This is a genomic window from Psychrosphaera haliotis, from assembly GCF_009728465.1.
GTDB lineage: Bacteria > Pseudomonadota > Gammaproteobacteria > Enterobacterales > Alteromonadaceae > Psychrosphaera > Psychrosphaera haliotis.
This window is the reverse complement of the sequence record NZ_WOCD01000002.1, coordinates 150,716-171,610: the sequence shown is the minus strand read 5'-3', so window position 1 is coordinate 171,610 and position 20,895 is coordinate 150,716. Positions and strand designations below refer to the sequence as shown.

At 38.8% G+C, this 20,895-nt stretch carries 20 protein-coding genes, 1 tRNA gene and 1 pseudogene; 5 read left to right on the top strand and 17 right to left on the bottom strand.

Annotated elements, in window-relative coordinates; genetic code table 11:
• Positions 1 to 9 precede the first annotated feature (9 nt).
• Entirely contained in the window at positions 10 to 1,614 is a 1,605-nt protein-coding gene (locus GNP35_RS04425; RefSeq protein ID WP_155694880.1) for a dihydrolipoyllysine-residue acetyltransferase, read from the top strand.
• 88 nt (positions 1,615 to 1,702) lie between these two features.
• Here GNP35_RS04425 and GNP35_RS04420 read toward each other — a convergent pair whose 3' ends face one another.
• The 3 genes from GNP35_RS04420 to GNP35_RS04410 form a co-directional block, all read right to left on the bottom strand.
• Positions 1,703 to 2,107 (bottom strand): type 2 periplasmic-binding domain-containing protein, encoded by a 405-nt coding sequence (locus tag GNP35_RS04420; protein ID WP_155694878.1) that lies wholly within the window; start codon positions 2,105 to 2,107, stop codon positions 1,703 to 1,705.
• Positions 2,108 to 2,116: 9 nt separating this feature from the next.
• A complete protein-coding gene (locus tag GNP35_RS04415; protein ID WP_196492425.1) occupies positions 2,117 to 3,226 on the bottom strand; it encodes a porin in 1,110 nt (369 codons plus the stop codon).
• Positions 3,227 to 3,381: 155 nt separating this feature from the next.
• Positions 3,382 to 3,466: transfer RNA gene (locus GNP35_RS04410), tRNA-Tyr, on the bottom strand.
• A 109-nt stretch (positions 3,467 to 3,575) separates the two neighbouring features.
• Between GNP35_RS04410 and GNP35_RS04405 the strand changes: the two genes are divergently transcribed.
• The 3 genes and pseudogenes from GNP35_RS04405 (at position 3,576) to GNP35_RS04395 (ending at position 7,967) form a co-directional block, all read left to right on the top strand.
• Complete coding sequence (locus tag GNP35_RS04405) at positions 3,576 to 4,175, top strand: VC2046/SO_2500 family protein (protein ID WP_155694876.1); 600 nt, start codon at positions 3,576 to 3,578, stop codon at positions 4,173 to 4,175.
• A 52-nt stretch (positions 4,176 to 4,227) separates the two neighbouring features.
• A pseudogene (gene ydiJ, locus GNP35_RS04400) lies at positions 4,228 to 7,283 on the top strand (D-2-hydroxyglutarate dehydrogenase YdiJ).
• A 21-nt stretch (positions 7,284 to 7,304) separates the two neighbouring features.
• Entirely contained in the window at positions 7,305 to 7,967 is a 663-nt protein-coding gene (locus tag GNP35_RS04395; RefSeq protein ID WP_155694874.1) for a LysE family translocator, read from the top strand.
• 98 nt (positions 7,968 to 8,065) lie between these two features.
• Here the strand turns inward: GNP35_RS04395 and GNP35_RS04390 are convergent, their stop codons facing one another.
• Complete coding sequence (locus tag GNP35_RS04390; protein ID WP_155694872.1) at positions 8,066 to 8,845, bottom strand: DUF2884 family protein; 780 nt, start codon at positions 8,843 to 8,845, stop codon at positions 8,066 to 8,068.
• Between the two features lie 293 nt (positions 8,846 to 9,138).
• On the opposite strand from GNP35_RS04390, the gene glnS reads away from it, so the two are divergent.
• On the top strand, positions 9,139 to 10,806 hold the full coding sequence (gene glnS, locus GNP35_RS04385) for a glutamine--tRNA ligase (RefSeq protein ID WP_155694871.1): 1,668 nt from the start codon (positions 9,139 to 9,141) through the stop codon (positions 10,804 to 10,806).
• A gap of 79 nt (positions 10,807 to 10,885) precedes the next feature.
• Here glnS and ttcA read toward each other — a convergent pair whose 3' ends face one another.
• The 13 genes from ttcA to ccoN all read right to left on the bottom strand — a co-directional run bounded on the left by ttcA (position 10,886) and on the right by ccoN (position 20,720).
• Entirely contained in the window at positions 10,886 to 11,779 is an 894-nt protein-coding gene (gene ttcA, locus GNP35_RS04380) for a tRNA 2-thiocytidine(32) synthetase TtcA (protein WP_155694868.1), read from the bottom strand.
• 59 nt (positions 11,780 to 11,838) lie between these two features.
• Positions 11,839 to 12,762, bottom strand: a complete 924-nt coding sequence (gene uspE / locus GNP35_RS04375) for a universal stress protein UspE (protein ID WP_155694866.1) — start codon at positions 12,760 to 12,762, stop codon at positions 11,839 to 11,841.
• A gap of 96 nt (positions 12,763 to 12,858) precedes the next feature.
• Positions 12,859 to 13,584 (bottom strand): fumarate/nitrate reduction transcriptional regulator Fnr, encoded by a 726-nt coding sequence (gene fnr, locus GNP35_RS04370; RefSeq protein WP_155694864.1) that lies wholly within the window; start codon positions 13,582 to 13,584, stop codon positions 12,859 to 12,861.
• Entirely contained in the window at positions 13,581 to 13,835 is a 255-nt protein-coding gene (locus GNP35_RS16490) for a sulfite exporter TauE/SafE family protein (protein ID WP_414153674.1), read from the bottom strand. The genes fnr and GNP35_RS16490 overlap by 4 nt, the downstream gene beginning before the upstream one ends.
• Positions 13,836 to 13,870: 35 nt before the next feature.
• Positions 13,871 to 14,254 carry a sulfite exporter TauE/SafE family protein gene (locus GNP35_RS04360; RefSeq protein WP_155694860.1) on the bottom strand — a complete coding sequence of 128 codons (384 nt, stop codon included), beginning with the start codon at positions 14,252 to 14,254 and terminating at the stop codon, positions 13,871 to 13,873.
• A gap of 38 nt (positions 14,255 to 14,292) precedes the next feature.
• Positions 14,293 to 14,523, bottom strand: a complete 231-nt coding sequence (ccoS, locus tag GNP35_RS04355; protein ID WP_155694858.1) for a cbb3-type cytochrome oxidase assembly protein CcoS — start codon at positions 14,521 to 14,523, stop codon at positions 14,293 to 14,295.
• On the bottom strand, positions 14,520 to 16,055 hold the full coding sequence (locus GNP35_RS04350; protein WP_155694856.1) for a heavy metal translocating P-type ATPase: 1,536 nt from the start codon (positions 16,053 to 16,055) through the stop codon (positions 14,520 to 14,522). Before GNP35_RS04350 ends, ccoS begins: the two co-directional genes overlap by 4 nt.
• The gene (locus tag GNP35_RS04345) at positions 16,012 to 16,932 is read right to left on the bottom strand and encodes a heavy metal translocating P-type ATPase metal-binding domain-containing protein (RefSeq protein WP_155694854.1); all 921 of its coding nucleotides are present in this window, start codon (positions 16,930 to 16,932) and stop codon (positions 16,012 to 16,014) included. The genes GNP35_RS04350 and GNP35_RS04345 overlap by 44 nt, the downstream gene beginning before the upstream one ends.
• Positions 16,933 to 16,937: 5 nt before the next feature.
• A complete protein-coding gene (locus GNP35_RS04340) occupies positions 16,938 to 17,417 on the bottom strand; it encodes a FixH family protein (RefSeq protein WP_196492424.1) in 480 nt (159 codons plus the stop codon).
• Between the two features lie 64 nt (positions 17,418 to 17,481).
• Complete coding sequence (gene ccoP, locus GNP35_RS04335) at positions 17,482 to 18,450, bottom strand: cytochrome-c oxidase, cbb3-type subunit III (RefSeq protein WP_155694850.1); 969 nt, start codon at positions 18,448 to 18,450, stop codon at positions 17,482 to 17,484.
• Positions 18,443 to 18,625 (bottom strand): cbb3-type cytochrome oxidase subunit 3, encoded by a 183-nt coding sequence (locus GNP35_RS04330; protein WP_155694848.1) that lies wholly within the window; start codon positions 18,623 to 18,625, stop codon positions 18,443 to 18,445. The genes ccoP and GNP35_RS04330 overlap by 8 nt, the downstream gene beginning before the upstream one ends.
• 5 nt (positions 18,626 to 18,630) lie before the next feature.
• The gene (ccoO, locus tag GNP35_RS04325; protein WP_155694846.1) at positions 18,631 to 19,278 is read right to left on the bottom strand and encodes a cytochrome-c oxidase, cbb3-type subunit II; all 648 of its coding nucleotides are present in this window, start codon (positions 19,276 to 19,278) and stop codon (positions 18,631 to 18,633) included.
• Positions 19,279 to 19,292: 14 nt separating this feature from the next.
• Positions 19,293 to 20,720, bottom strand: coding sequence for a cytochrome-c oxidase, cbb3-type subunit I (gene ccoN, locus GNP35_RS04320; RefSeq protein ID WP_155694845.1), 1,428 nt, complete (start codon positions 20,718 to 20,720; stop codon positions 19,293 to 19,295).
• Positions 20,721 to 20,895 lie beyond the last annotated feature (175 nt).

Sequence of the window (20,895 nt, the reverse complement as noted above, 5' to 3'; positions counted from 1 at the left end):
GAATTAAGAATGAGTACTGATTTTATTTTGCCAGATATTGGTGAAGGTATTGTAGAGTGTGAAGTCGTTGAATGGTTAGTCGCAGAAGGCGATACGGTTAAAGAAGATCAGCCAATTTGTGAAGTGATGACTGATAAAGCAATGGTAGAAATACCAGCAAAGAGTGATGGTGTAATTGCTAAGTTATATTACCAAAAGGGTGAAATAGCAAAAGTTCACGGTCCATTGTTTGCGATTGAAGAGTCAGGCGGCGATGTTAAGTCTGAATCTTCAACAGAAGCTGCTTCAAGTTCAACAAGCGTAAATCCAGTTCAAGATCAAAAACTAGATAATTCAAATTCTAGTGGCACGATATTAGAAGACTTTCTATTACCAGACATTGGTGAAGGAATTGTAGAGTGTGAAGTAGTTGAATGGCTCGTTGCAGAAGGCGATGCGGTTAACGAAGATCAGCCAATTTGTGAAGTAATGACCGACAAAGCTATGGTAGAAATTCCAGCTAAAAGTGACGGTACGGTAGCTAAACTTTATTACCAGAAAGGTGAAATTGCGATTGTACATCAGCCGTTATTTGCAATTGCGGTAGCCGATAATGGGTCTGCTCAGGCGGAAAGCCCAACTCAGCAAGTTAAAGCTGAAAAGGCAGTTGCTAACAATACTCAAAACGCGTCTTTATCTACTCAAGTTGACTCAAATAAAACATTACCTAATGGTAAAAAAGCCGTTGCTTCTCCAGCAGTTAGACGTTTAGCTAGAGAAATGAACCTAGATATTACTATGGTTCAGGGCACAGGTGCTAAAGGGCGAGTTTATAAGCAAGACTTATTAAATCATAGCGCTACGCAACAGGGTTCTGCTGTGCCGGCTTCGTCGTCGAATGCAGGGGTCGTTGAAAAAGCTACTCAATCTGCAACTAGAGTAGAACCTATTCGTGGTGTTAAGTCTGCAATGGCAAAAGCAATGCAAGACTCAGTTTCAACGATACCTCACTTTACCTACTCAGATGAGATTGATCTAACTGCGCTATACGCACTTAGAAAACAGTTGAAGCCAGAATATGAAGCGCAGGGTATTAAGTTAACCATGATGCCTTTCTTCATGAAAGCGATGTCTTTAGCGATGAAACAGTTCCCAATAATGAATTCTAAGCCTAATGCTGATTGTACAGAGTTAACTTACTATTCTGAGCATAATATTGGTATGGCTGTTGATTCTAAAGTAGGGTTACTTGTGCCAAATATTAAAGGTTGTGAATCTTTAAGCATTAAAGAAATTGCAGTTAAGATGACTGAAGTTACCGAGCAAGCTAGGGCAGGTAGATTGTCTCCTGAACAGCTTAAAGGTGGTACTATTTCAATATCAAATATTGGCGCTTTAGGTGGTACTACAGCAACACCAATTATCAACAAGCCTGAAGTAGCAATAGTTGCGCTAGGCAAGATGCAGCTATTACCTAGGTTTAATGATCAAGGTGAAGTAGAAGCTAGAAGAATGATGAACGTTAGCTGGTCTGGTGATCATCGTATAATTGATGGCGGTACAATTGCTCGCTTTAATAATTTATGGACAAAGTATCTAGAAAACCCTTCGTCTATGATTATGGACATGGTCTAAACAAAACATCTAGTTATTTAAACTAAGAAAAAACCCAGACTCTTTAATAAAGTCTGGGTTTTTTGTTGCTATTAGCTTTGTTTAGTTATCAAAACTTAGTAACCACCTTTACATCTCCCGTCACCTTCGATGCATCGATATATCCGATAACACTTGGGTTGGTAGAAACGAGCTTAAGTACCTCTTCTGAGTTCGCTACAGACTGAGGAGGGGTTCCTTTACCGGTAAACACAAGCTTTGACCAATATGCTTTTAATTGGCTTTCAGATCGTTTTAATACCTTCTCATTGAATTCTGAAGTTGCAGCCTGGCTATTATCCAGATTAACAGGAATGATTTGATTCCCATTGGGGAACGACTTCATTTTGCCTGTAAAGATACGAGCTACGGATTTTTCATCCAAAGCTGAATCATTTGACGGATGAACAATAACTGCGATTTCTGCAAACGAGTTAAACGATAGTGCTGCTAAAATTAATAAAAGTTTTTTCATTTTTTTCCCCTAGAAAACTAAATCTATACCAAATGTAAGTGCTTTACTGTCACCAGCTACTGCATATTCATATGAATTGTCGTTAACAACATCATATTGAACTTTAAATGCTGCTGATGGATGGAAGTCATAACGGATACCTACAGAAGTAGTATCGTGGTCCTCGCCGTCACTAATTGGTGAACCGTCTAGGTAATCACCAGTCTGATCAAGCTTTGAATAGGATAAGTATGGTGTGAAGGTGCCAAAGTTATGGCCGATACTCACCATTAGAGAATCAAGTTCTCCATCGTCATCTAATTCAAGTTGGTTTATTTCGGTAAGTAGGAAGGTATCACCCCAAGTCGCGTTTATGGCCATTCCTAAAAAAGTACCATCGCGCTCTGTTTTTCCACCCCAAGTTTGTTGCACTCCGCTACGAAAACGCTCGTTTGTATAAGTCATTGCGGTGAAACGCAATTCTAACCAATCGTTACTAGCGTTAAATACAGCACCAAAAATATCTTTCCAAATCTCTGTTGTTGGCTCTATAAAGAAAAACTGACTCAACAATCTGTTGTTTTCGCTTTCTTCTTTACCGGTATAAAAGTTACTGCTTATGGACCAATCACCAACATGTCCGGAATAAAGCGCATTTATACCGTTATAGTTAAAGACTTGCCATGTGTAGGTGTCAGCAGGCGGTCTAAGCCAAACATAAGCAAAGCCTACATCATAAAAATCTGAGTAATAAAAGAGCGGTAGACGTTTTTTACCAGCCTGTATGGTCCATTGATCATTAATTTCGTACGAAAGGTAGGCCCATTCAAATGTAGTGTCGAAACTATCAGCGCCTCGAGAAACAATTTGAGCTGTCGCAGAAAGTCCATCTGACAACGTAGCTTTAACTTGCAGTCCGAATAAACTTTCTTGTTTAAAAGATAAATCTTCACTGTAGGCCGATACAATTGGATAATCAGCTAAAAATGTGGGAGGTACGTCGTAATGGGGTACACCGTCGCCACTTAAAACTTTACCCGCCGTAATACTTGCAAAGCCAGTAAAATCGATATCGGCTTTAGCACTTCCATGTGCGAGCAATGTGCAAATAGCGGTCGCTAAATAAGCATTTGTTCGCATTGTTGAGACCTTAAAAACAATTAATGTCTTAAAGGTATATATCCGAAATGGCAAATTTACAAATATAGAGCGGTAATTTTTATGATAATCATTAGAATACGCGGAGATTGAGATCAAGAAAGGCACAACAAATGTTGTGCCTTTCTTTTGAAATGTGGTGGAGGGAGGTGGATTCGAACCACCGAAGGTAGAACCGTCAGATTTACAGTCTGATCCCTTTGGCCACTCGGGAACCCCTCCAGAACGAGACGCATAATAACAAAGAAAAAAATTCTGTAAACAAATAATTAAAGAAAATTTGACGACTGCCGAAATAATGACTAGTTAAGGTTTTAAAGAAGTAGCCATAGTGTCAAATAATGTAGATTACAGCCCTGAATATTCCTCTGTGAGTCAGACTGCTAATGTTGTTCGTGAGTCGGTGTATTACAATGACATCAGAAAAGCAGTAGATAGTTCGGACATCGGTAGCTTTAAGATGTTGTTGTCCATGTTAACGAAAGACGCAACTGAGTTTGACCAGTTTAATCAGGTTTCTACACCTACAACACTTACGGATAAAAATGTTCAAAACATTTTTTCTTCTCCGAGCGTACCGCTTTATGGACAAACAGACCGACAACGTTCTACACACCAGAATGAATTAATATCCAATGGCCATTTTCAAGATGTCCGTCTAGAAAATACACTTAGGCCCGAAGCTCTATCTTATAAAAACCAATTGCTAGAACAAAGTCTTATAGACAGCTTGGATTACAACGTAAAACAACGAACGGTTAATCCCGCAATTATAGAAAGCCAAGAGCATTCAAATTCATCTCATGAACTAAAAGTGTCTAATCATTCGAAAATAGTGAATATTCATAGTATCGAACGTCCTAACTCAATGGATATCGATAGTTGGTTCAATACGTTAACAGCATCAAGAAGTTTAGACTTAGTAGGGTAGAACTGGTTATAATCAAGCTAATTAAGTTTAGATTGTTGAGTATCACAGCGCTATGATCCGTAGAATTCCCGCTCAAAAAACGTTAGACCCAGTTGTTGCTGACTTCTGTTCGTTATTATCAGAACGAAGCTCATCATATTGTGGCGACATTGAGACAAGTTACGGCTCTCGATTGTCCCAGTCTACGGATAACAGTATTTACCAAGCTATTCCTCAAGCAATCTTATTCCCTAGAAGTAAAGCCGATGTTTTAGCAATAATGTCGGCAGCAAACAAAAACGAATACAAGCACTTAAAGTTCACACCAAAGGGCGGTGGTACGGGCACTAATGGACAGTCACTAACTGATTACATAGTTTTAGATATGTCTCGTCATATGCGAGAGATTATAGAAATAAACGTTGAAGAAAAATGGGTCCGTGTACAGTCAGGTGTTATTAAGGATCAATTAAATGACTTTTTGAAACCTTATGGTTTCTTTTTTGCACCAGACTTATCTACTTCAAACCGAGCTACCATTGGCGGTATGATTAATACTGACGCATCTGGTCAAGGCTCTCTCGTTTATGGCAAAACCAGTGATCATGTTATAGAGCTAGATGCTGTCACTGTTTCAGGGCACAACCTTTCTACCAAAAAAATGTTAACGTCTGAAGCATTAAAGATTGCGAACAGCGATGATCAAAATGCAAATATTTACCGCCAAGTTTACGAAACATGTTTTTCACAACGAAATAAAATCCTTGAAACGTTTCCAAGATTAAATCGCTTTTTGACGGGTTATGATTTAGAACATGTTTTTAACGAAGATTTAACGGAGTTTGACTTAGGAAGGGTACTAGCAGGCTCTGAAGGTACGTTGGCGTTCATAACAGAAGCAAAGTTAAATATAACGCCAATCGCAAAATTCAAAACCATGATTAATATCACCTACGATAGTTTTGATTCGGCGTTGCGTAACTCTCCTTTTTAGTCGACGCAAAAGCAACATCAGTTGAGACCATTGACAGCACAGTTCTGAACCTAGCGAAACAAGATGTGGTTTGGGCGGACGTAGCAGATTTGATTATAGAAAAGCCTGGTAGTGTTGTTGATGGCTTAAATATTGTTGAGTTTAATGACGAAGATGAACAGAACCAAACGGCGAAGGTTTCAAGCCTGTGTAATCGATTAGACGATTTGATTGCTAAGCAGCAATCTGGTGTCCTCACTTACAGCGTGACAAATGACCGTGCAGACATGGGCCGAGTTTATGCCATGCGCAAAAAATCAGTGGGCTTGCTGGGAAACGTTCAGGGTGATAATAAACCGATTGCTTTTGCTGAGGATACAGCAGTCCCACCAGAGAATTTAGCAGACTTTATAGCGGAATTTAGGGCTGTACTGGATAAACATAATTTAAAGTATGGCATGTTTGGCCATGTAGACGCGGGGGTGCTTCATGTAAGGCCAGCGCTTAATATGATGGACCCAGAGCAAGAGAATGTCTTACGTTGTATATCTGATGAAGTCGTAGCACTTACGGCAAAGTATAATGGTTTAATGTGGGGCGAGCATGGCAAAGGTTACCGCAGTGAATATGGCCCAGATTTTTTTGGTGCTGAATTATTTAATGAACTGAGAAAGATAAAAACGGCATTCGATTCTAAAAATAGACTAAACCCTGGAAAAATTTGTACGCCGTTAGATTCAAATGAAAAACTAGTAAGCGTAGATAGCGTTAAACGTGGAAAGTTTGATAGCGAAATACCTATTGAGATTAGACAAGAATTCCCTCAAACAATAAATTGTAATGGTAATGGCTTGTGCTTTAATTACGATGAATCTAGTGTGATGTGTCCCTCTTATAAAGCAACACGCGATAGACGTTTTTCTCCAAAAGGACGTGCAACGTTAATGCGAGAATGGCTTCGTCTTCAAGGTGAAAACATGTCTCCATCAAATATGATGCTAGCTAAAACAACACTGATAAACTTATTGTGGCTACCTTATAAAGTCGTTTTTTCTATTGGTAAAAAGCTAGGCATGTATGACTTTAGTCATGAAGTAAAAGACAGTATGGATGCCTGTTTAGCTTGTAAAGCGTGCACATCTGCTTGTCCGGTAAAAGTTGACGTACCAACCTTTAGAAGTAAATTTTTAGAGGCCTATTATTTAAGATACTTGAGACCAATTAGCGACCATTTAGTATCGAATGTCGAATTAATGATGCCGTTGTTATCTAAGCAATCAAGGTTGTTCAATGCGTTAACGCATAATCCATTTAGCCAGTTTTTAATAAATAAAGTCATCGGTTATGTAGATGCTCCTAAGTTATCACCGCATCCTACTCAACGCATTGATAAATCGTTCTTTTATAGTGAAACGCGTTACCAAAAGTTATCCAGTGTAGAGACTCAAAATGTTGTTTTTCTAGTACAAGATGCATTTACCTCTAGCTATGAATCGCAATTGTTAGCGGATACCGTTATTGCGTTAAATGGCTTAGGTTTTTATCCTCTCATATTGCCTTTTCAAGTGAATGGCAAAGCCCAACACGTTAAAGGCTTTTTAAATAGGTTTGAAAAGTCAGCTAGAAAAGCCAGCACGTACTACAACAAAATAGCTGAGTTTGGTCGACCTATGATTGGCTTAGATGCATCGATGGCACTCGTATATCGTGATGAATATACAAACCTTCTTGGTTCGAATAAAGTTAACTTTAAGGTAGAGCTCCTTGGTGAATGGCTGATGAGTCAAATATATAATATTGATTTACCAATAAAGGAAGCGAAGGCAAACTCAATTTACTCAGTACTTAATCACTGTACGGAAAAATCATTAATAAACGACAGTACATCACATTGGCCAACAATATTTTCAAAGCTAGGTTTAGAGGCTGAGTCTGTTAATACCGGTTGTTGTGGTATGGCCGGAACGTTCGGGCATGAGAAAGGTAATCAAACCGTATCGAAAAGCCTTTTTGACGCAAGCTGGAAGCCTGTTTTAGACTCAAGACCAAAAGAACAAATATTGGCAACAGGTTTTTCTTGTCGTTGTCAGTCTAAGCGATTTGCGGAAGCCAGTCTTAAGCATCCAATACAGATTATTGCTGATTTATTTAAATAGAATTACTAGGAATAGGTATAGATGGACCTTACAAAATATGCACTAGAGTTTGCTACGATTGCAATAGCTCACATTTTTGCTGTAGCGAGTCCAGGGCCTGACTTTGCGATTGTTATGAAACATTCTATTCAATATGGCAAACGAGCCGCATTAATAACGTCAGTAGGTGTTGGGACGGCGATATTTATTCACGTTGCTTATGCATTGGCTGGTATTGGCTTGATAATCAATGCAACGCCTTGGTTATATGACGTGTTAATCGTTATTGCTTCTTTGTTTCTAATTAATATAGGCTTAAGCGCGATACGTTCTAAGGCGCATCTTCAAACAAACAGCGAAAGTCAGATGAAGGTAACTAGTATTTCTGACAAAAAAGCCTTTGCTTTGGGGTTTATGACCAACGGACTTAACCCAAAAGCGACACTGTTCTTTCTATCATTGTTTACTGTGGTGGTTTCGTTAGAAACGCCATTAATTATCAAAGGGGCGTATGGTGTTTATTTAGCTATTGCGACAACCGCCTGGTTCTGCTGTTTGTCTTTGGTGCTTTCTAAAGAGTCTGTAAGGAAGTTGTTTAGCAAGAATGCCTACTTATTTGATCGAGTAATGGGGTGGGTATTGATATTGTTAGCGATAAACATACTAATAAGTGAGTTTGGTTCGCGAATTATAGGCTTGTTCTAAACGTTGGTTTTATAAGTTTTATACGTTTTAAATGAGTCCAAGCACTGTTCCTAACGCTTGGACTCTTTAGAGGTTATATATCTAGGTTTCTTAAGCGTCTAATTTTTATGCTTAACATCGATTAAGTCAAAGTCAGCTAAGTCTGGATGTGCAGCTTGTATTTGTTTCTCTAGGAAAACTAACTCTTCAACTTTATCGCAAACTATATCCGCTTTCTCCTCTAATAGTTCCGCTCTGGCCTCAATTTCTTGCTCAATGTTTGCTTCTAAATTTTCTAGTTCAGTAAAATCAGTATCGCCATTTGCTATAGCTTCGCCTAGCATTTGAAACACGCCGCCAATTACTGAAGGTAGAGCTTGCTCAACGACTTCGCCAATTGCTTTGTCCAACTCTTCATCTGCAAAGTCCATATTAAAGGAGCCTTCTTCAAAAGTGTAATGTCCGTCTTGGTTGGCAAATTTCTCTTCTAGGCGTTCTTTTACATTGGCTAATTTTGAATCTAGCTTTGTTGAATCTCCAAACTGACCTAAACCTGCATTTATTCCGTCAAATGCAATACCAACTGCCTCTAAAGCAATTTCCGTAATGGTAGGTATTAGCGAACGGGTTTCGTTTGAAAAACGGCTAATAAGCGCATTATCAGATGCGGTTAATTTAATTTGTTCGCCTTTATAAAAAATAGTGTCATTGTTATAAATATCATAAATAGTTTGGTTACCTTTGATCACTAAAATGTGTTCAGGCGTAATAGACACTTTGTTCTTAAAGGTAACATCACATTGTTCGGTAACAATGCCGTCGTTATGAGCAAAAGTAGCACTCGAAACTAACAATGCTGGCGCGGCAATTAAGCCAAAAACTAAAGATGATTTTTTCATTTTATTTCCAATTTAAATTTTAATTATTCTAAATACTGGGTTTAGTGTATCAAGCATTGTGCCATTTTCTTATACCTAGGCTGACTAGGGGATTCAAGCGCTTTTAGTATATTTTTAAGTTTTATTAATTGTAATTTGTTGGTGAAATGGACTAGTTATTAGTAATTTTGCCCATATCTAAAGTATCTGATTTTATTTGTTTTAAAAGTGTTCAAACAACAGTTTATGCTTGGCGTAACCAATGAGCATAGTGGTATACTCAAACTAATTCATAGAATAATAAGGGTTTAAAAATGGCGGAGACTGAGAATCGCCCATCGAATTTCATTCGCAACATTATAGATGCGGATTTAGCAGCTGGTAAGCATAAAACGACACATACTCGGTTTCCACCTGAGCCGAACGGTTTTCTTCATATAGGTCATGCTAAATCTATCGTATTAAACTTTGGTATTGCCCAGGACTATAATGGTCTTTGTAACTTACGATTTGATGATACGAACCCAGAAAAAGAAGACATTGATTACGTTAATGCCATTAAAGAAGACGTAAATTGGTTAGGCTTTAAGTGGGACGGTGACATTTGTTATTCGTCAAACTACTTTGATCAATTATTTGGATATGCAGAAGAGCTTATTAATAAAGGGCTTGCTTACGTAGAGTTTTCTAGTCAAGAAAAAATACGTGAAATGCGCGGTTCTTTGAAGTTGCCGGGCCAAAATAGTCCTTACAGAGAAACATCACCAGAAGAAAACTTAAAACTATTTCACGAAATGAGAGACGGTAAGTTTAAAGAAGGCGAATGTTGTTTACGTGCCAAAATTGATATGGCCTCTAGCTTTATCTGCATGCGCGATCCAGTTATTTATAGAATTCGATTTGTAAATCATCATCAAACCGGTGACAAGTGGTGCATTTACCCAATGTATGACTTCACGCACTGTATTTCCGATGCATTAGAAAACATTACGCATTCTCTTTGTACACTGGAATTCCAGGATAACAGGCGTTTATATGACTGGGTATTGGACAATATTTCAATAGAATCACGCCCTCATCAGTATGAGTTTTCAAGGCTAAACCTTGAGTATACTCTTATGAGTAAACGTAAATTAAATACGTTAGTGACAGACGGACATGTAGAAGGTTGGAATGACCCTCGTATGCCTACAATAGCTGGCCTAAAGCGCAGAGGTTATACACCTGGTTCAGTGACGGAATTCTGTAAGCGTATTGGTGTCACAAAAGTAGATAACATGGTTGAAATGGGCATGTTAGAAGCTTGTATCAGAGAAGATTTAAACGAAGCTGCGCCAAGAGCGTTGGCAGTAGTTGATCCTATTAAACTTGTGATTGAAAACTTGCCTGATGGGCATGTAGAGTGGATTGATGCGCCAAATCACCCAAATAAAGAAGAAATGGGTACACGCAAGGTTCCATTCAGTAAAGAGATTTACATCGAGCGTGAAGATTTCCGTGAAAGTGCCAATAAAAAGTATAAGCGCTTAGTAATTGATAAAGAAGTTAGATTACGTAATGCCTACTTTGTAAAGGCCGTTCGCTTTGATCAAGACGAAGAGGGTAACGTAACAACAGTTTACTGTGAATATGACCCTACAACTCTAGGTAAATTACCTGCGGATGGTCGTAAAGCTAAAGGTGTTATCCATTGGGTTTCAGCGTCAGAAGGCGTAGAAGCAGAAATTAGAGATTACGACCGTTTATTTACGGTACCAAATCCAGCTGCAGAAGAAGATTTTACAACGGTTCTAAACCCTGAATCTTTAGTCATTAGAAAAGGTTATATAGAGCCTAGTCTATTGAATGCAGAAGCACAGCAAGGTTATCAGTTTGAGCGTCTGGGTTATTACTGTTTTGACGGAAAAACTAACGACGAAGGCAAGATGATATTCAACAAAACGGTTGGTTTAAGAGACTCTTGGGGCAACGGTGATAAATAGATTCAAATGTAATTCTATTTGATGAAAACAAAAAAGGAGGCTAGAGCCTCCTTTTTTAATGAGCGAAACTATTAACGTTTTAAACGTGGGTCACATCAATAATTAGAGACTCATCTATATTTGAAGAAGACACGGTGGCTTCGCTAAACTCATATTCTTTGCGTTCTTCGCTACGATCAATAGGAAGGTTTTTAAAATCAAAAAGCTCACCATCGGCTAATTGACTTAAGCTCACGCTTTTCATTGAGTTAAAGATATTTTCTATTCTACCTGGCGTTTGGTTATCCCACTCTGTCAACATCGCTTTGATAGACTGACGTTGCAGGTTCTCCTGAGAGCCACAAAGGTTACAAGGAATGATAGGGTAGGCTTTATGCTCAGCGTATTTTATTAAGTCTTTTTCACGACAAAATGCTAATGGGCGAATAACGACATTTCTTTTATCGTCAGACCTTAACTTTGGTGGCATAGATTTTAACTTTGCCCCATGAAACATGTTTAAGAACATTGTTTCTACCATGTCATCCATATGATGGCCTAGCGCAATTTTTGTCGCGCCAATAGACTCTGCAAAAGAATATAAAGTCCCTCTTCTTAACCTTGAACATAATCCACAGGTTGTTTTACCTTCAGGTACTTTTTCTTTTACAATTGAGTACGTATCTTTATCTACAATATAGTAAGGAATATCTAAAGACTCAAAATAGGCAGGCAATATATGCTCAGGAAACCCTGGTTGCTTCTGGTCTAAGTTCACTGCAATTATTTTAAAGTCGATAGGCGCAGACTTTTGCAGTGCAATCAGAATATCCAACATAGCGAAGGAGTCTTTTCCGCCGCTAATGGCTGCCATCACAACATCAGACTCTTCAATCATATTGTATTCAGCTATTGCTTTACCCACACGATTACGTAATCTTTTCTCAAGTTTATTTTGCTCGTGGATAGCTTTTCTAGGGTCTGTATTGTTCATGTTAAACTGCGTCTAGTATAAAAGGGCGCCTATTTTACCTATGCCTGCCGATTTAACAACTATTTGATCGGGCAATCAAAGTCCGATGGCTTAATGGCTAATAGGTCACAATTAATGTTGTCCATTACATGTTCTGCGGTATTCCCAATAAGCGCAGCAGTGATACCTTGACGGCCAACAGTCCCCATGACCACTAGCTCAGCGTCTAAATCTTTTGCTACTCTAGGTATTACATCTTCCGGCATACCTTCTATAACATGGCATCGAGTGCTAGGTACCTGATGTTTGTTCGCTAAGCTCTCCATGGACTTCACATGAAAGCTTTTCATAGTTGAGTTATATTCATTAGGGTCAAACTCAGGAATTTCCACAGCAATGTTAACAGGCGTTGGAGGGTACGCATTCATAAGGTGTGTATCAGACTCTAATAAGTCAGCCATGCTGATTGCATTGCTAATAATTAAATTATTTAAGTCTTGATGTTGTTCGTCTTCAACTCCAGCACTAACGGCTGCTAATACTTTGCCATGCGCTGGCCATGCGTGTTCTTTAACCAGTAACACTGAAACAGGGCACTTTCTAAGTAGGTGCCAATCGGTAGGAGTAAACAGTACGGACTTTAACGTGTCGTGGCTATGCGTTCCTTTGATAACTAAGTCATAATTACCGTCGATGACTTCTTTGATTATGCTTTCGTAGGGGCGATTGTGCCAAACAACTTTACTTAACACATTGATATCAGTCTGGTTCTCTTTTACTAAGTCTTCTAACCACGCTGTTCTATCTGCAATTACAGCGTCTCGCATGTTATGACGCTCATCTGAAGACAACATTGTCGTCATTTCGTAAGAAAAATCATAAATGGAAAGAAATAGAGTGATGCTAATCGGTTGCTTTTCAGCAAGTTCTAAGGCTCTTGAAAAAGCCTTTTGGTTATCTTCTGTGGGGTCTATTACAACTAAAACATTTTTAAAATTATTCATAATCTATCCTTAATTTTCCCTAACAGTTTAAGTCTAGTAAAAATAATAGAATTTGGTTATGAAAACATTGAAGTAAATCAATAAATGAACGTTCTTTTAATTAACTAAGTTCTCAACTTTAGGGAGATCTAACACGCTAATAAACTTACCATCAATTGCAATAATGCCGAGCTTTTGTAATTTACTAAATATTCGGCTCACTGTCTCAACCGTTAGTCCTAAGTAATTGCCTATTTCAGCACGTGTCATTGGCAACCTGAAGGTAGTTGACGACAAATTTCGTTCGCTAAATCGATTTGATAAGGTGGAAATAAAACTGCATATCCGTTGCTCGGCGGTTTTTTTATTGAGTAACATAAACATGGATTGGTCGCTTTTTATTTCGTTACTCATTAAACGTGTTATTTGCTGCCTAAGGTTGGGCATATGCCCTGAAAGGTCTTCAATAGTTGTATAAGGTATTTCACAGACCATTGAAGTTTCCATCGCTTGCGAATAGGTAATATGGCTATTTGTGGAAAGGGCATCAAAGCCTATAATATCTCCAGGCAGGTGGAAGGCTGTGATTTGTTCAGTACCATCATCGTCCACTAAAAAGGATTTAAAGCTACCTGAACGAACAGCGAATAAGGTTTTTAGTGGCTGACCCGCATCAAACAGAGTTTGATTTTTTTGATATGGTTTTTTTCGTTCAATTAAATCATCAAGCTTTTCCAGCTCACTGTCTTCGAGTGTAAAAGGAATGCACAGCTGGCTTAAATTACAGTTGGTACAGCTAATTGAAAAAGAGCCACAATTATGTTTTTGCTTAGTACCTGTCATTGCTGAAATCCTGTAAACTTTTGGTATGTGAGGTATAACTGATATAACGCCATTATAACGATCACAGCGCCAAAAAGTAGCCGAATTTTATTGTTTTTCAGTTGTTGGTTTAATTGGCTATTAAAGACAGTCATTCCGACTACAGCTGGTAAAGTGCCTAAACCAAAACAAAACATTACAAGGCCGCCGTGAATTGGGCTTTCTGCAACTAGTGCCAAAGTTAATGCGGTATAGATTAAACCACAAGGCAAAAAGCCCCATAACAAACCATAGCCAACACACTTTGCTAAGCTATCGATTGGAAGAATTTTTTCTTTAAAGGTTCTAGGTATTTGTTCAGTCGTTTACCAATAACTTCAACATAAAGAACAAAATTTGAGATCTTAGCAATGTGAAGACCTATACCAATCATAAATATACTTGAAACAACCGATAGCAATAGAACGCTGCCATTAGTAATTGAGAGGAAAGATTGAGTAAATAGGTTTGCGATAAAACCAATAAAGCCGTATCCCAAAATCCTAGAGACACTAATGACACTGGCATAGGTAATAAAACTTTTGTTATGAGGAACAGAAAAACCAAGCGCCATAGAAAGAGAGCCACACATCGCAACACAATGTGCAACGCCCATTAGCCCCATGATGAATGCCGTTATTAATAAGGTCACTGAGTTATTTGGCCAGGGGTATGTTTACGGCTAAACATTTAAAGTTCATTTTTTGAACTTGACGCAGACTCTAACGGCGCAGTTTTTATTGCTGCTGTTGTTTCGTCACCTGTATCAGTTTTAGCTGGCTTTACGTCATCCATTAAAATTGATAAACCCTGCTTCTCTAGGTCTTCAAATTGCTCTGACTTTGTTGCCCAAAAAAACGCGATAACGCCAATGACCATAAACAAAATAGCGACTGGGATTAGATAGTAGATGATATTCATTTTAATAACCTCAACGAGTTGCTCACTACAATAATGGAACTAGCGGACATGCCTATTACTGCGATATAGGGAGGAACGAAACCCATCATAGCAACGGGTAATATACTTAAATTATAAACTAACGCCCAATATAAATTCTGTTTAATGATACGACGGGTTTTAGCAGCATTTTCAAGTAGAGTAGCAACAGCGTTTAAGGAGTTGTTCGCCACAATCACATCGGCTACTTGTTTTGTAATATCAGCACCATCACCCATTGCTAGACTTACATCGGAACTTGCAAGTACAGGGGCGTCATTAATCCCATCTCCAACCATAAGAGTAGATTGGCCTTGCTTTTGTAGTTCTTGTATATAGTTTGCTTTAAACTTTGGTGAACAACCAGTTCTCACTTCTTTTAGAGGTAAACTGTGTACCAATTTAGCGGCATGAATACTTGAGTCACCCGTTAGCATGATTAAGTTTTTACCTAATTCGTTTAGCGCGTTTAGAGTTTTTTGAGCGTCCTCACGCAATTTATCTTCCGCTAAAAAGCGCACAACAAGCTTATCGTTGATCACAACATAAACGTTAACATCACTTGCTTCTACACCACAAAACTCAGCACTGCCTATTTTAATATTTAAGCTGTTAATTTTCCCAGAAATGCCTTTACCCATAACGACATCGACATTAAATACTTTATCGTTGCTGGTATCTATCATATCTATCTTTAGTGCTTCTTTTGAGAATGCTTTCGAAATTGGGTGTTCCGAATATTTTTCAAGCAAGTGTATGTAACTTAGTATTTTTGTTTCAGTGACGCCATTTGGGATATTCTCGTTTTCCCAAATTACTTTAGTTATAGAAAATTTACCTTCCGATAGTGTGCCGGTTTTATCAAAGATAACCGTGTCGATGTGATTAAGGCGGTCAAAAGCAATTGCATCTTTTATTAGAATGCCGCTTTTTGATAACGTTGATAACACACAAGTATAAGCCGTTGGGGTAGCAAGGCTTAGTGCACAAGGGCAGGTGGCCACTAATACTGATAGCGATATCCATAAAGCATCAGCAGGACTCGTTTGACTCCAGAAAACATAAGTAATTACAGAAATAACAAGCTGTGCCAGCACAAACCAATGGGCAACTCGGTCAGCCACTTGACTATATTTCGGTTTGAAGTCTGCAAAAGACTCTTGCATAGCGTTAATTTCTGATAACGCAGTATCTTGGCCAACAGCGGTTACTTTAACGGTTACAAAGCCATCGGAATTTACGCTTCCTGCTAACACGGTATCGTGTTTCATTTTTCGTATTGGTGCAAATTCGCCTGTTAACACTGATTCATTAACTTGTGTTTGACCATCAACAATTACACCATCGATAGCTATTTTTTCACCGGCCTTAATGTTTACTAAATCGCCAATAACGATATCTTTAACTAATACAGTTGTTTCTGTGTCGTCTGTTACTTTATTTACTGTAGAGGGTAAAGACGCCGAGAGGTTAGAGTTTGATAAAATAGCCTTGCTCTTTGCTCTGAAACTCAAGATATTTCCCTATCAACAGAAGGAATGTAAACATAGAGATGCTTTCAAAAAACACTTCGCCTTTAGAGCCATCCATGCCGTTTTCAATTAGCTGATACAAGCTTGCGATAAATGCACCGTAAATAGCAACAGATACAGGCACGTCCATATTTAATGTCTTTGCTTTTATTGCACTTATCGCACCGGTAAGAAAAGGGACCGCTGAATATAAAATTACTGGCATAGATAGCAGAAAGCTAATCCACTTAAAGTAACCGACTTGATGACTTTCCATACTTTCAAAAGCACCAAAATACATGGCAACCGCTAACATCATCACTTGCATAGTGAACAACCCAGCCACACCCAGTCGTTTAATGTATTGTTTTTCTTTGTTTTTTAACGTGACTTCTATATCTGAAACTTTAAATGGGGTCGCAGGATAACCGATGCTGTCAAAGCGCTTTAAGATAACGTTGAGTGATACTAAGCTGTTGTCCCACTGTAAAGTAGCCCGCTGGCTGATAGTATTAACGGTGATTTTTACAATGCCTGGAATGCTTGTTAAAGACTGTTCGATTAACCAAGCACAAGCAGCACAGTGAATATGCTCAATCGACAAGGTGATATGATGGATACCATCTTTTTCCGATGCAATAAGCCCTAAATATGACTTATCTGCGTAAATATCGTAGGAAGTATTATCGTATTCATCCATTGGTTTTGAAGCAAGTTCTGAGCGGTACTCATAATAGCTAGACAAACCATTACCCAAAATATGTTCAGTAATAGCTTTGCATCCGCGGCAACAAACCGGGTGCGGTTGTTCATCTTTTTTTATGTACAGTGGCTCTCCGCTTTCTAAAACTTCTGAGCCACAGTGAAAACAAGGTTCCAATACAGTTATTCCGCTACTAATTTAGTCCAAGACGCATTTGGGAAAGCAAGCTTTTGTTGAACTTTCCAAGAGCCATCCATAGGCTCTACAAAAACGGTCCATTTGCCCGTTAATGCTGTTTCCAGTGACTTAGTATACGTGCCAACGCCGTTAGGGGTCATAACGAAGTTAAGATCTCGCTTCCCTTGAGTTGAATGTACAAGGTTTACTTTTATACCTGACAGTTTCTCTGAAGATTTCAACTCAAAGCGTTGTTCTTCTAAACGGACTTCAAGCTCTATTCCAGAATCAGTATATGCTTGATATAAGGTTAACTCTTGGTTAATTGCCTTTCCCTTTTTATAGTAGTCATCTACAACCATTTCAGGTTGATTTAAGCTAGTTATAACGACGGTTGCGATACCGGCGACTACTGTAAGAGCTGGAAGGGCGATGATCAACCAAACCCATCCATTTTTGTACCAAGCTGTGCTATTCGATTTCATTAAACTACTCATTATTTTTAGACATAAAAAAAGCCTCCGAAGAGGCCTTTTATTTTACCCTAATTTATTTGTCAGGGTGTGAAATATTGTAAATATATGCAGAAATAACATGTACTTTATCTTCACCAAGTACATCTTTCCATGCTGGCATTACGCCGTTGCGGCCATATCGAAGAGTATCTTCAACCGCTTTTTTAGAACCACCATATAGCCAGATATTATCTGTTAAGTTTGGAGCACCAAATGGAAGGTTATGAGCTAACGACCCTTTACCGTCTGCACCGTGACACGCAGCACACATACCAAATTTAGCTTCGCCTGCATCAGCTAATTTATCATTAACTTTACGGCCAGCTAGCTTAAGTACGTAAGCTGTCATCTCTTCAATGCCTTGATCTCCAAGTGCCGCTTGCCATGCTGGCATCGCTGCTTTGCGACCATACAACAGAGTCTCTTTAATAGTTTCAGGTGAATCACCGTATAACCAGTCGTTATCACGAAGGTTAGGGAAGCCTTCTGAACCACGAGCATCTGAACCATGACATAATGCACAGTTTTGTAGATACAAACGTTGGCCTACTTTAAAACCTTCTTCGTCATAAGCTAAGTCTAGAATAGGTTGGTCAGCTAACTTTTTGAAAACAGGACCATAAACTTCATCAGCCGTTTTCATTTCTTGGTCTAATTCAACCAATAAACCTTCAGCCTTTGCTTTTTCAGAAAGTGCTTTAGATTCTGCTAAAGTTGTTATGCCTTGGTTTGAGCTTTTCCAGCCTAGAAGGCCTTCATAGTTTCCTAAACCAGGGAATAACGCTAAATAACCTACTGACCAAACCAAGATGAAATAGAACAAATATGTCCACCATTTAGGTAGTGGATTATTAAGCTCTTCAATGCCGTCAAATTCATGACCCATTGATTCACCTTCTTCAACGTGAGTATAGTTCTTAAGGTTAGCGGTAATGATTACAAAACACGCCACAATGGAGAACACAGTAAGGATAATTATCCACCAGCTCCAAAAATCAGTCATTATCATTTGATGATTCCTTTTTACGCGGATTATCATTTACGTCATCTTCTAAGATGGACTGGGCGATATCATCAAAATCGCTTTTACGATTTTTACTATATGCCCAATAAACGATAATCAAAAATAAAACTAATAAAATTAAAGTATAAACGCCTCTATATGTACCGTAATCCATAACGTCTACTTAAGGTGAGTACCTAGTTGTTGCAAATACGCTATAAGAGCCTGCATTTCAGTTTTACCTTCAACAGCAGCTTGCGCACCAGCAATGTCTTCAGCTGAATAAAGAGGAATGTAGTTACCATTCTTATCTTTATGTGTTTTACCAGCTGTTAGACGGTTAAATACTTCGAATTTCTTCGCTGTATACTCGCCCGTAAGAACGTTCTCATCAAGCCAAGGGAATGATGGCATGTTTGATTGAGGTACAACGTCTCTTGGATTCATTAAATGAGCGTAATGCCAGTCGTCACTATAGCGCTGACCTACACGTGCTAAGTCTGGACCAGTACGTTTAGAACCCCATAAGAATGGATGATCCCAAACTGACTCGCCTGCTACAGAATAGTGTCCGTAGCGTTCTACTTCAGCACGGAAAGGGCGGATCATTTGACTGTGACAGTTGTTACAACCTTCACGAATATAAATGTCACGACCTTCCATCTCTAGAGCAGTCAATGCTCTAAGGTTTTTAATAGGCTGCGTTGTATCTTTTTGGAACATTAATGGAGTAATTTCCACTAATGCACCAAAACTGATAGCGATGATAGTAAAGATAACGAGAAGCGGTACGCTTTTCTCTATTTTCTCATGATGGTTAGTTGCCATTATATAACTTCTCCTTACGCCGCTTCTGGGTATTCTTCTTGTTGTGGTTTAGCACCACGAACAGTTTTATAAACGTTGTAGGCCATAACAAGCATACCAGCTACAATAAACACACCACCTACAAATCGTACAAAGTAGAACGGTTTTGAAGCTTCTAAGCTTTGAACAAAGCTATAAGTTAATGTACCGTCAGCGTTAACTGCACGCCACATTAGACCCTGCATAACACCTGAAATCCACATTGCAACTATGTATAAAACCACACCAATTGTGTGTAACCAGAAGTGATGGTTAACAAGCTTCAGGTCAAACATTTGAGTTTTACCGTAAAGACGAGGAATAAGGTGGTATAAAGCACCAATTGAAATCATTGCAACCCAGCCTAAAGCACCTGAGTGAACGTGACCGATTGTCCAGTCTGTATAATGTGATAAAGCATTTACAGATTTAATCGCCATCATAGGGCCTTCAAACGTAGACATACCGTAGAAAGACAAAGAAACAATTAAGAAACGAAGTACTGGGTCAGTCTTAAGTTTATGCCATGCGCCAGAAAGCGTCATGATACCGTTAATCATACCACCCCAAGAAGGAATGAATAAGATAACCGACATAACCATACCTACTGACTGCGTCCAATCTGGAAGAGCAGTGTAGTGCAAGTGGTGTGGACCAGCCCAAATGTATAACGAAACTAGTGCCCAAAAGTGAACAACTGATAAACGGTAAGAATAAACCGGACGCTCTGCTTGCTTAGGAACGAAGTAATACATCATACCTAAGAAACCAGCGGTTAATAAGAAACCAACTGCGTTGTGACCGTACCACCACTGAATCATGGCATCAACGGCACCTGAGTAAATGGAGTATGACTTCATTTCATTAACAGCGATAGATTGACTGTTAACAATGTGAAGCACAGCAACGGTTACGATGAAACCAGCGTAGAACCAGTTAGCTACATATATGTGGCTAGTTTTCCTGATTGCTAAAGTTCCTAAAAACACGTAAGCATACGCAATCCAAACAACGGCAATAGCAATGTCGATTGGCCACTCTAATTCTGCATACTCTTTAGAAGTTGTATAACCTAAAGGTAAAGAGATGACAGCAGAAAGTATAATTGCTTGCCAACCCCAGAACGTGAATGCCGCTATTTTGTCGCTAATAAGCCTTACTTTACAAGTACGTTGAACAACATAATAAGATGTTGCGAATAGGGCACTTGTACCAAATGCGAATATAACGGCATTGGTATGTAAAGGACGTAATCTTGAGAATGTTAACCAAGGTGTATCAAAGTTTAGTGCAGGCCATATTAATTGCGCAGCAATCAATACACCTACGCTCATACCAATGATACCCCACAATACAGTTGTTAAAGCAAATTGCCTAACGACCTTGTAGTTGTACTCTGGGTGAGCAATATTTGTTGTTGTCATAGTATGGTTCCACTTACCCGTGAAAAGTATTATTAAAGTTATAAATATTAGACTCTTTTTCAAATTTTTGGCGGTAATTTATCCACAAATTTAAATCAGAGGCTTTTACGCACGTGCATGATAAAGACTTTGAGCGTAAAATCATAGCGACCAAAGGCAATATATTGTCCCAGAT

Coding starts and splice junctions, on each gene's coding strand:
- GNP35_RS04420 (WP_155694878.1), bottom strand. CDS start 2,107: ATGAAAAAACTTTTATTAATTTTAGCAGCACTATCGTTTAACTCGTTT.
- ccoN (WP_155694845.1), bottom strand. CDS start 20,720: ATGACAACAACAAATATTGCTCACCCAGAGTACAACTACAAGGTCGTT.
- GNP35_RS04340 (WP_196492424.1), bottom strand. CDS start 17,417: ATGAAATCGAATAGCACAGCTTGGTACAAAAATGGATGGGTTTGGTTG.
- GNP35_RS04425 (WP_155694880.1), top strand. CDS start 10: ATGAGTACTGATTTTATTTTGCCAGATATTGGTGAAGGTATTGTAGAG.
- ttcA (WP_155694868.1), bottom strand. CDS start 11,779: ATGAACAATACAGACCCTAGAAAAGCTATCCACGAGCAAAATAAACTT.
- GNP35_RS04395 (WP_155694874.1), top strand. CDS start 7,305: ATGGACCTTACAAAATATGCACTAGAGTTTGCTACGATTGCAATAGCT.
- GNP35_RS04415 (WP_196492425.1), bottom strand. CDS start 3,226: ATGCGAACAAATGCTTATTTAGCGACCGCTATTTGCACATTGCTCGCA.
- ccoP (WP_155694850.1), bottom strand. CDS start 18,450: ATGACTGATTTTTGGAGCTGGTGGATAATTATCCTTACTGTGTTCTCC.
- fnr (WP_155694864.1), bottom strand. CDS start 13,584: ATGACAGGTACTAAGCAAAAACATAATTGTGGCTCTTTTTCAATTAGC.
- GNP35_RS04330 (WP_155694848.1), bottom strand. CDS start 18,625: ATGGATTACGGTACATATAGAGGCGTTTATACTTTAATTTTATTAGTT.
- glnS (WP_155694871.1), top strand. CDS start 9,139: ATGGCGGAGACTGAGAATCGCCCATCGAATTTCATTCGCAACATTATA.
- uspE (WP_155694866.1), bottom strand. CDS start 12,762: ATGAATAATTTTAAAAATGTTTTAGTTGTAATAGACCCCACAGAAGAT.
- ccoO (WP_155694846.1), bottom strand. CDS start 19,278: ATGGCAACTAACCATCATGAGAAAATAGAGAAAAGCGTACCGCTTCTC.
- ccoS (WP_155694858.1), bottom strand. CDS start 14,523: ATGAATATCATCTACTATCTAATCCCAGTCGCTATTTTGTTTATGGTC.
- GNP35_RS04390 (WP_155694872.1), bottom strand. CDS start 8,845: ATGAAAAAATCATCTTTAGTTTTTGGCTTAATTGCCGCGCCAGCATTG.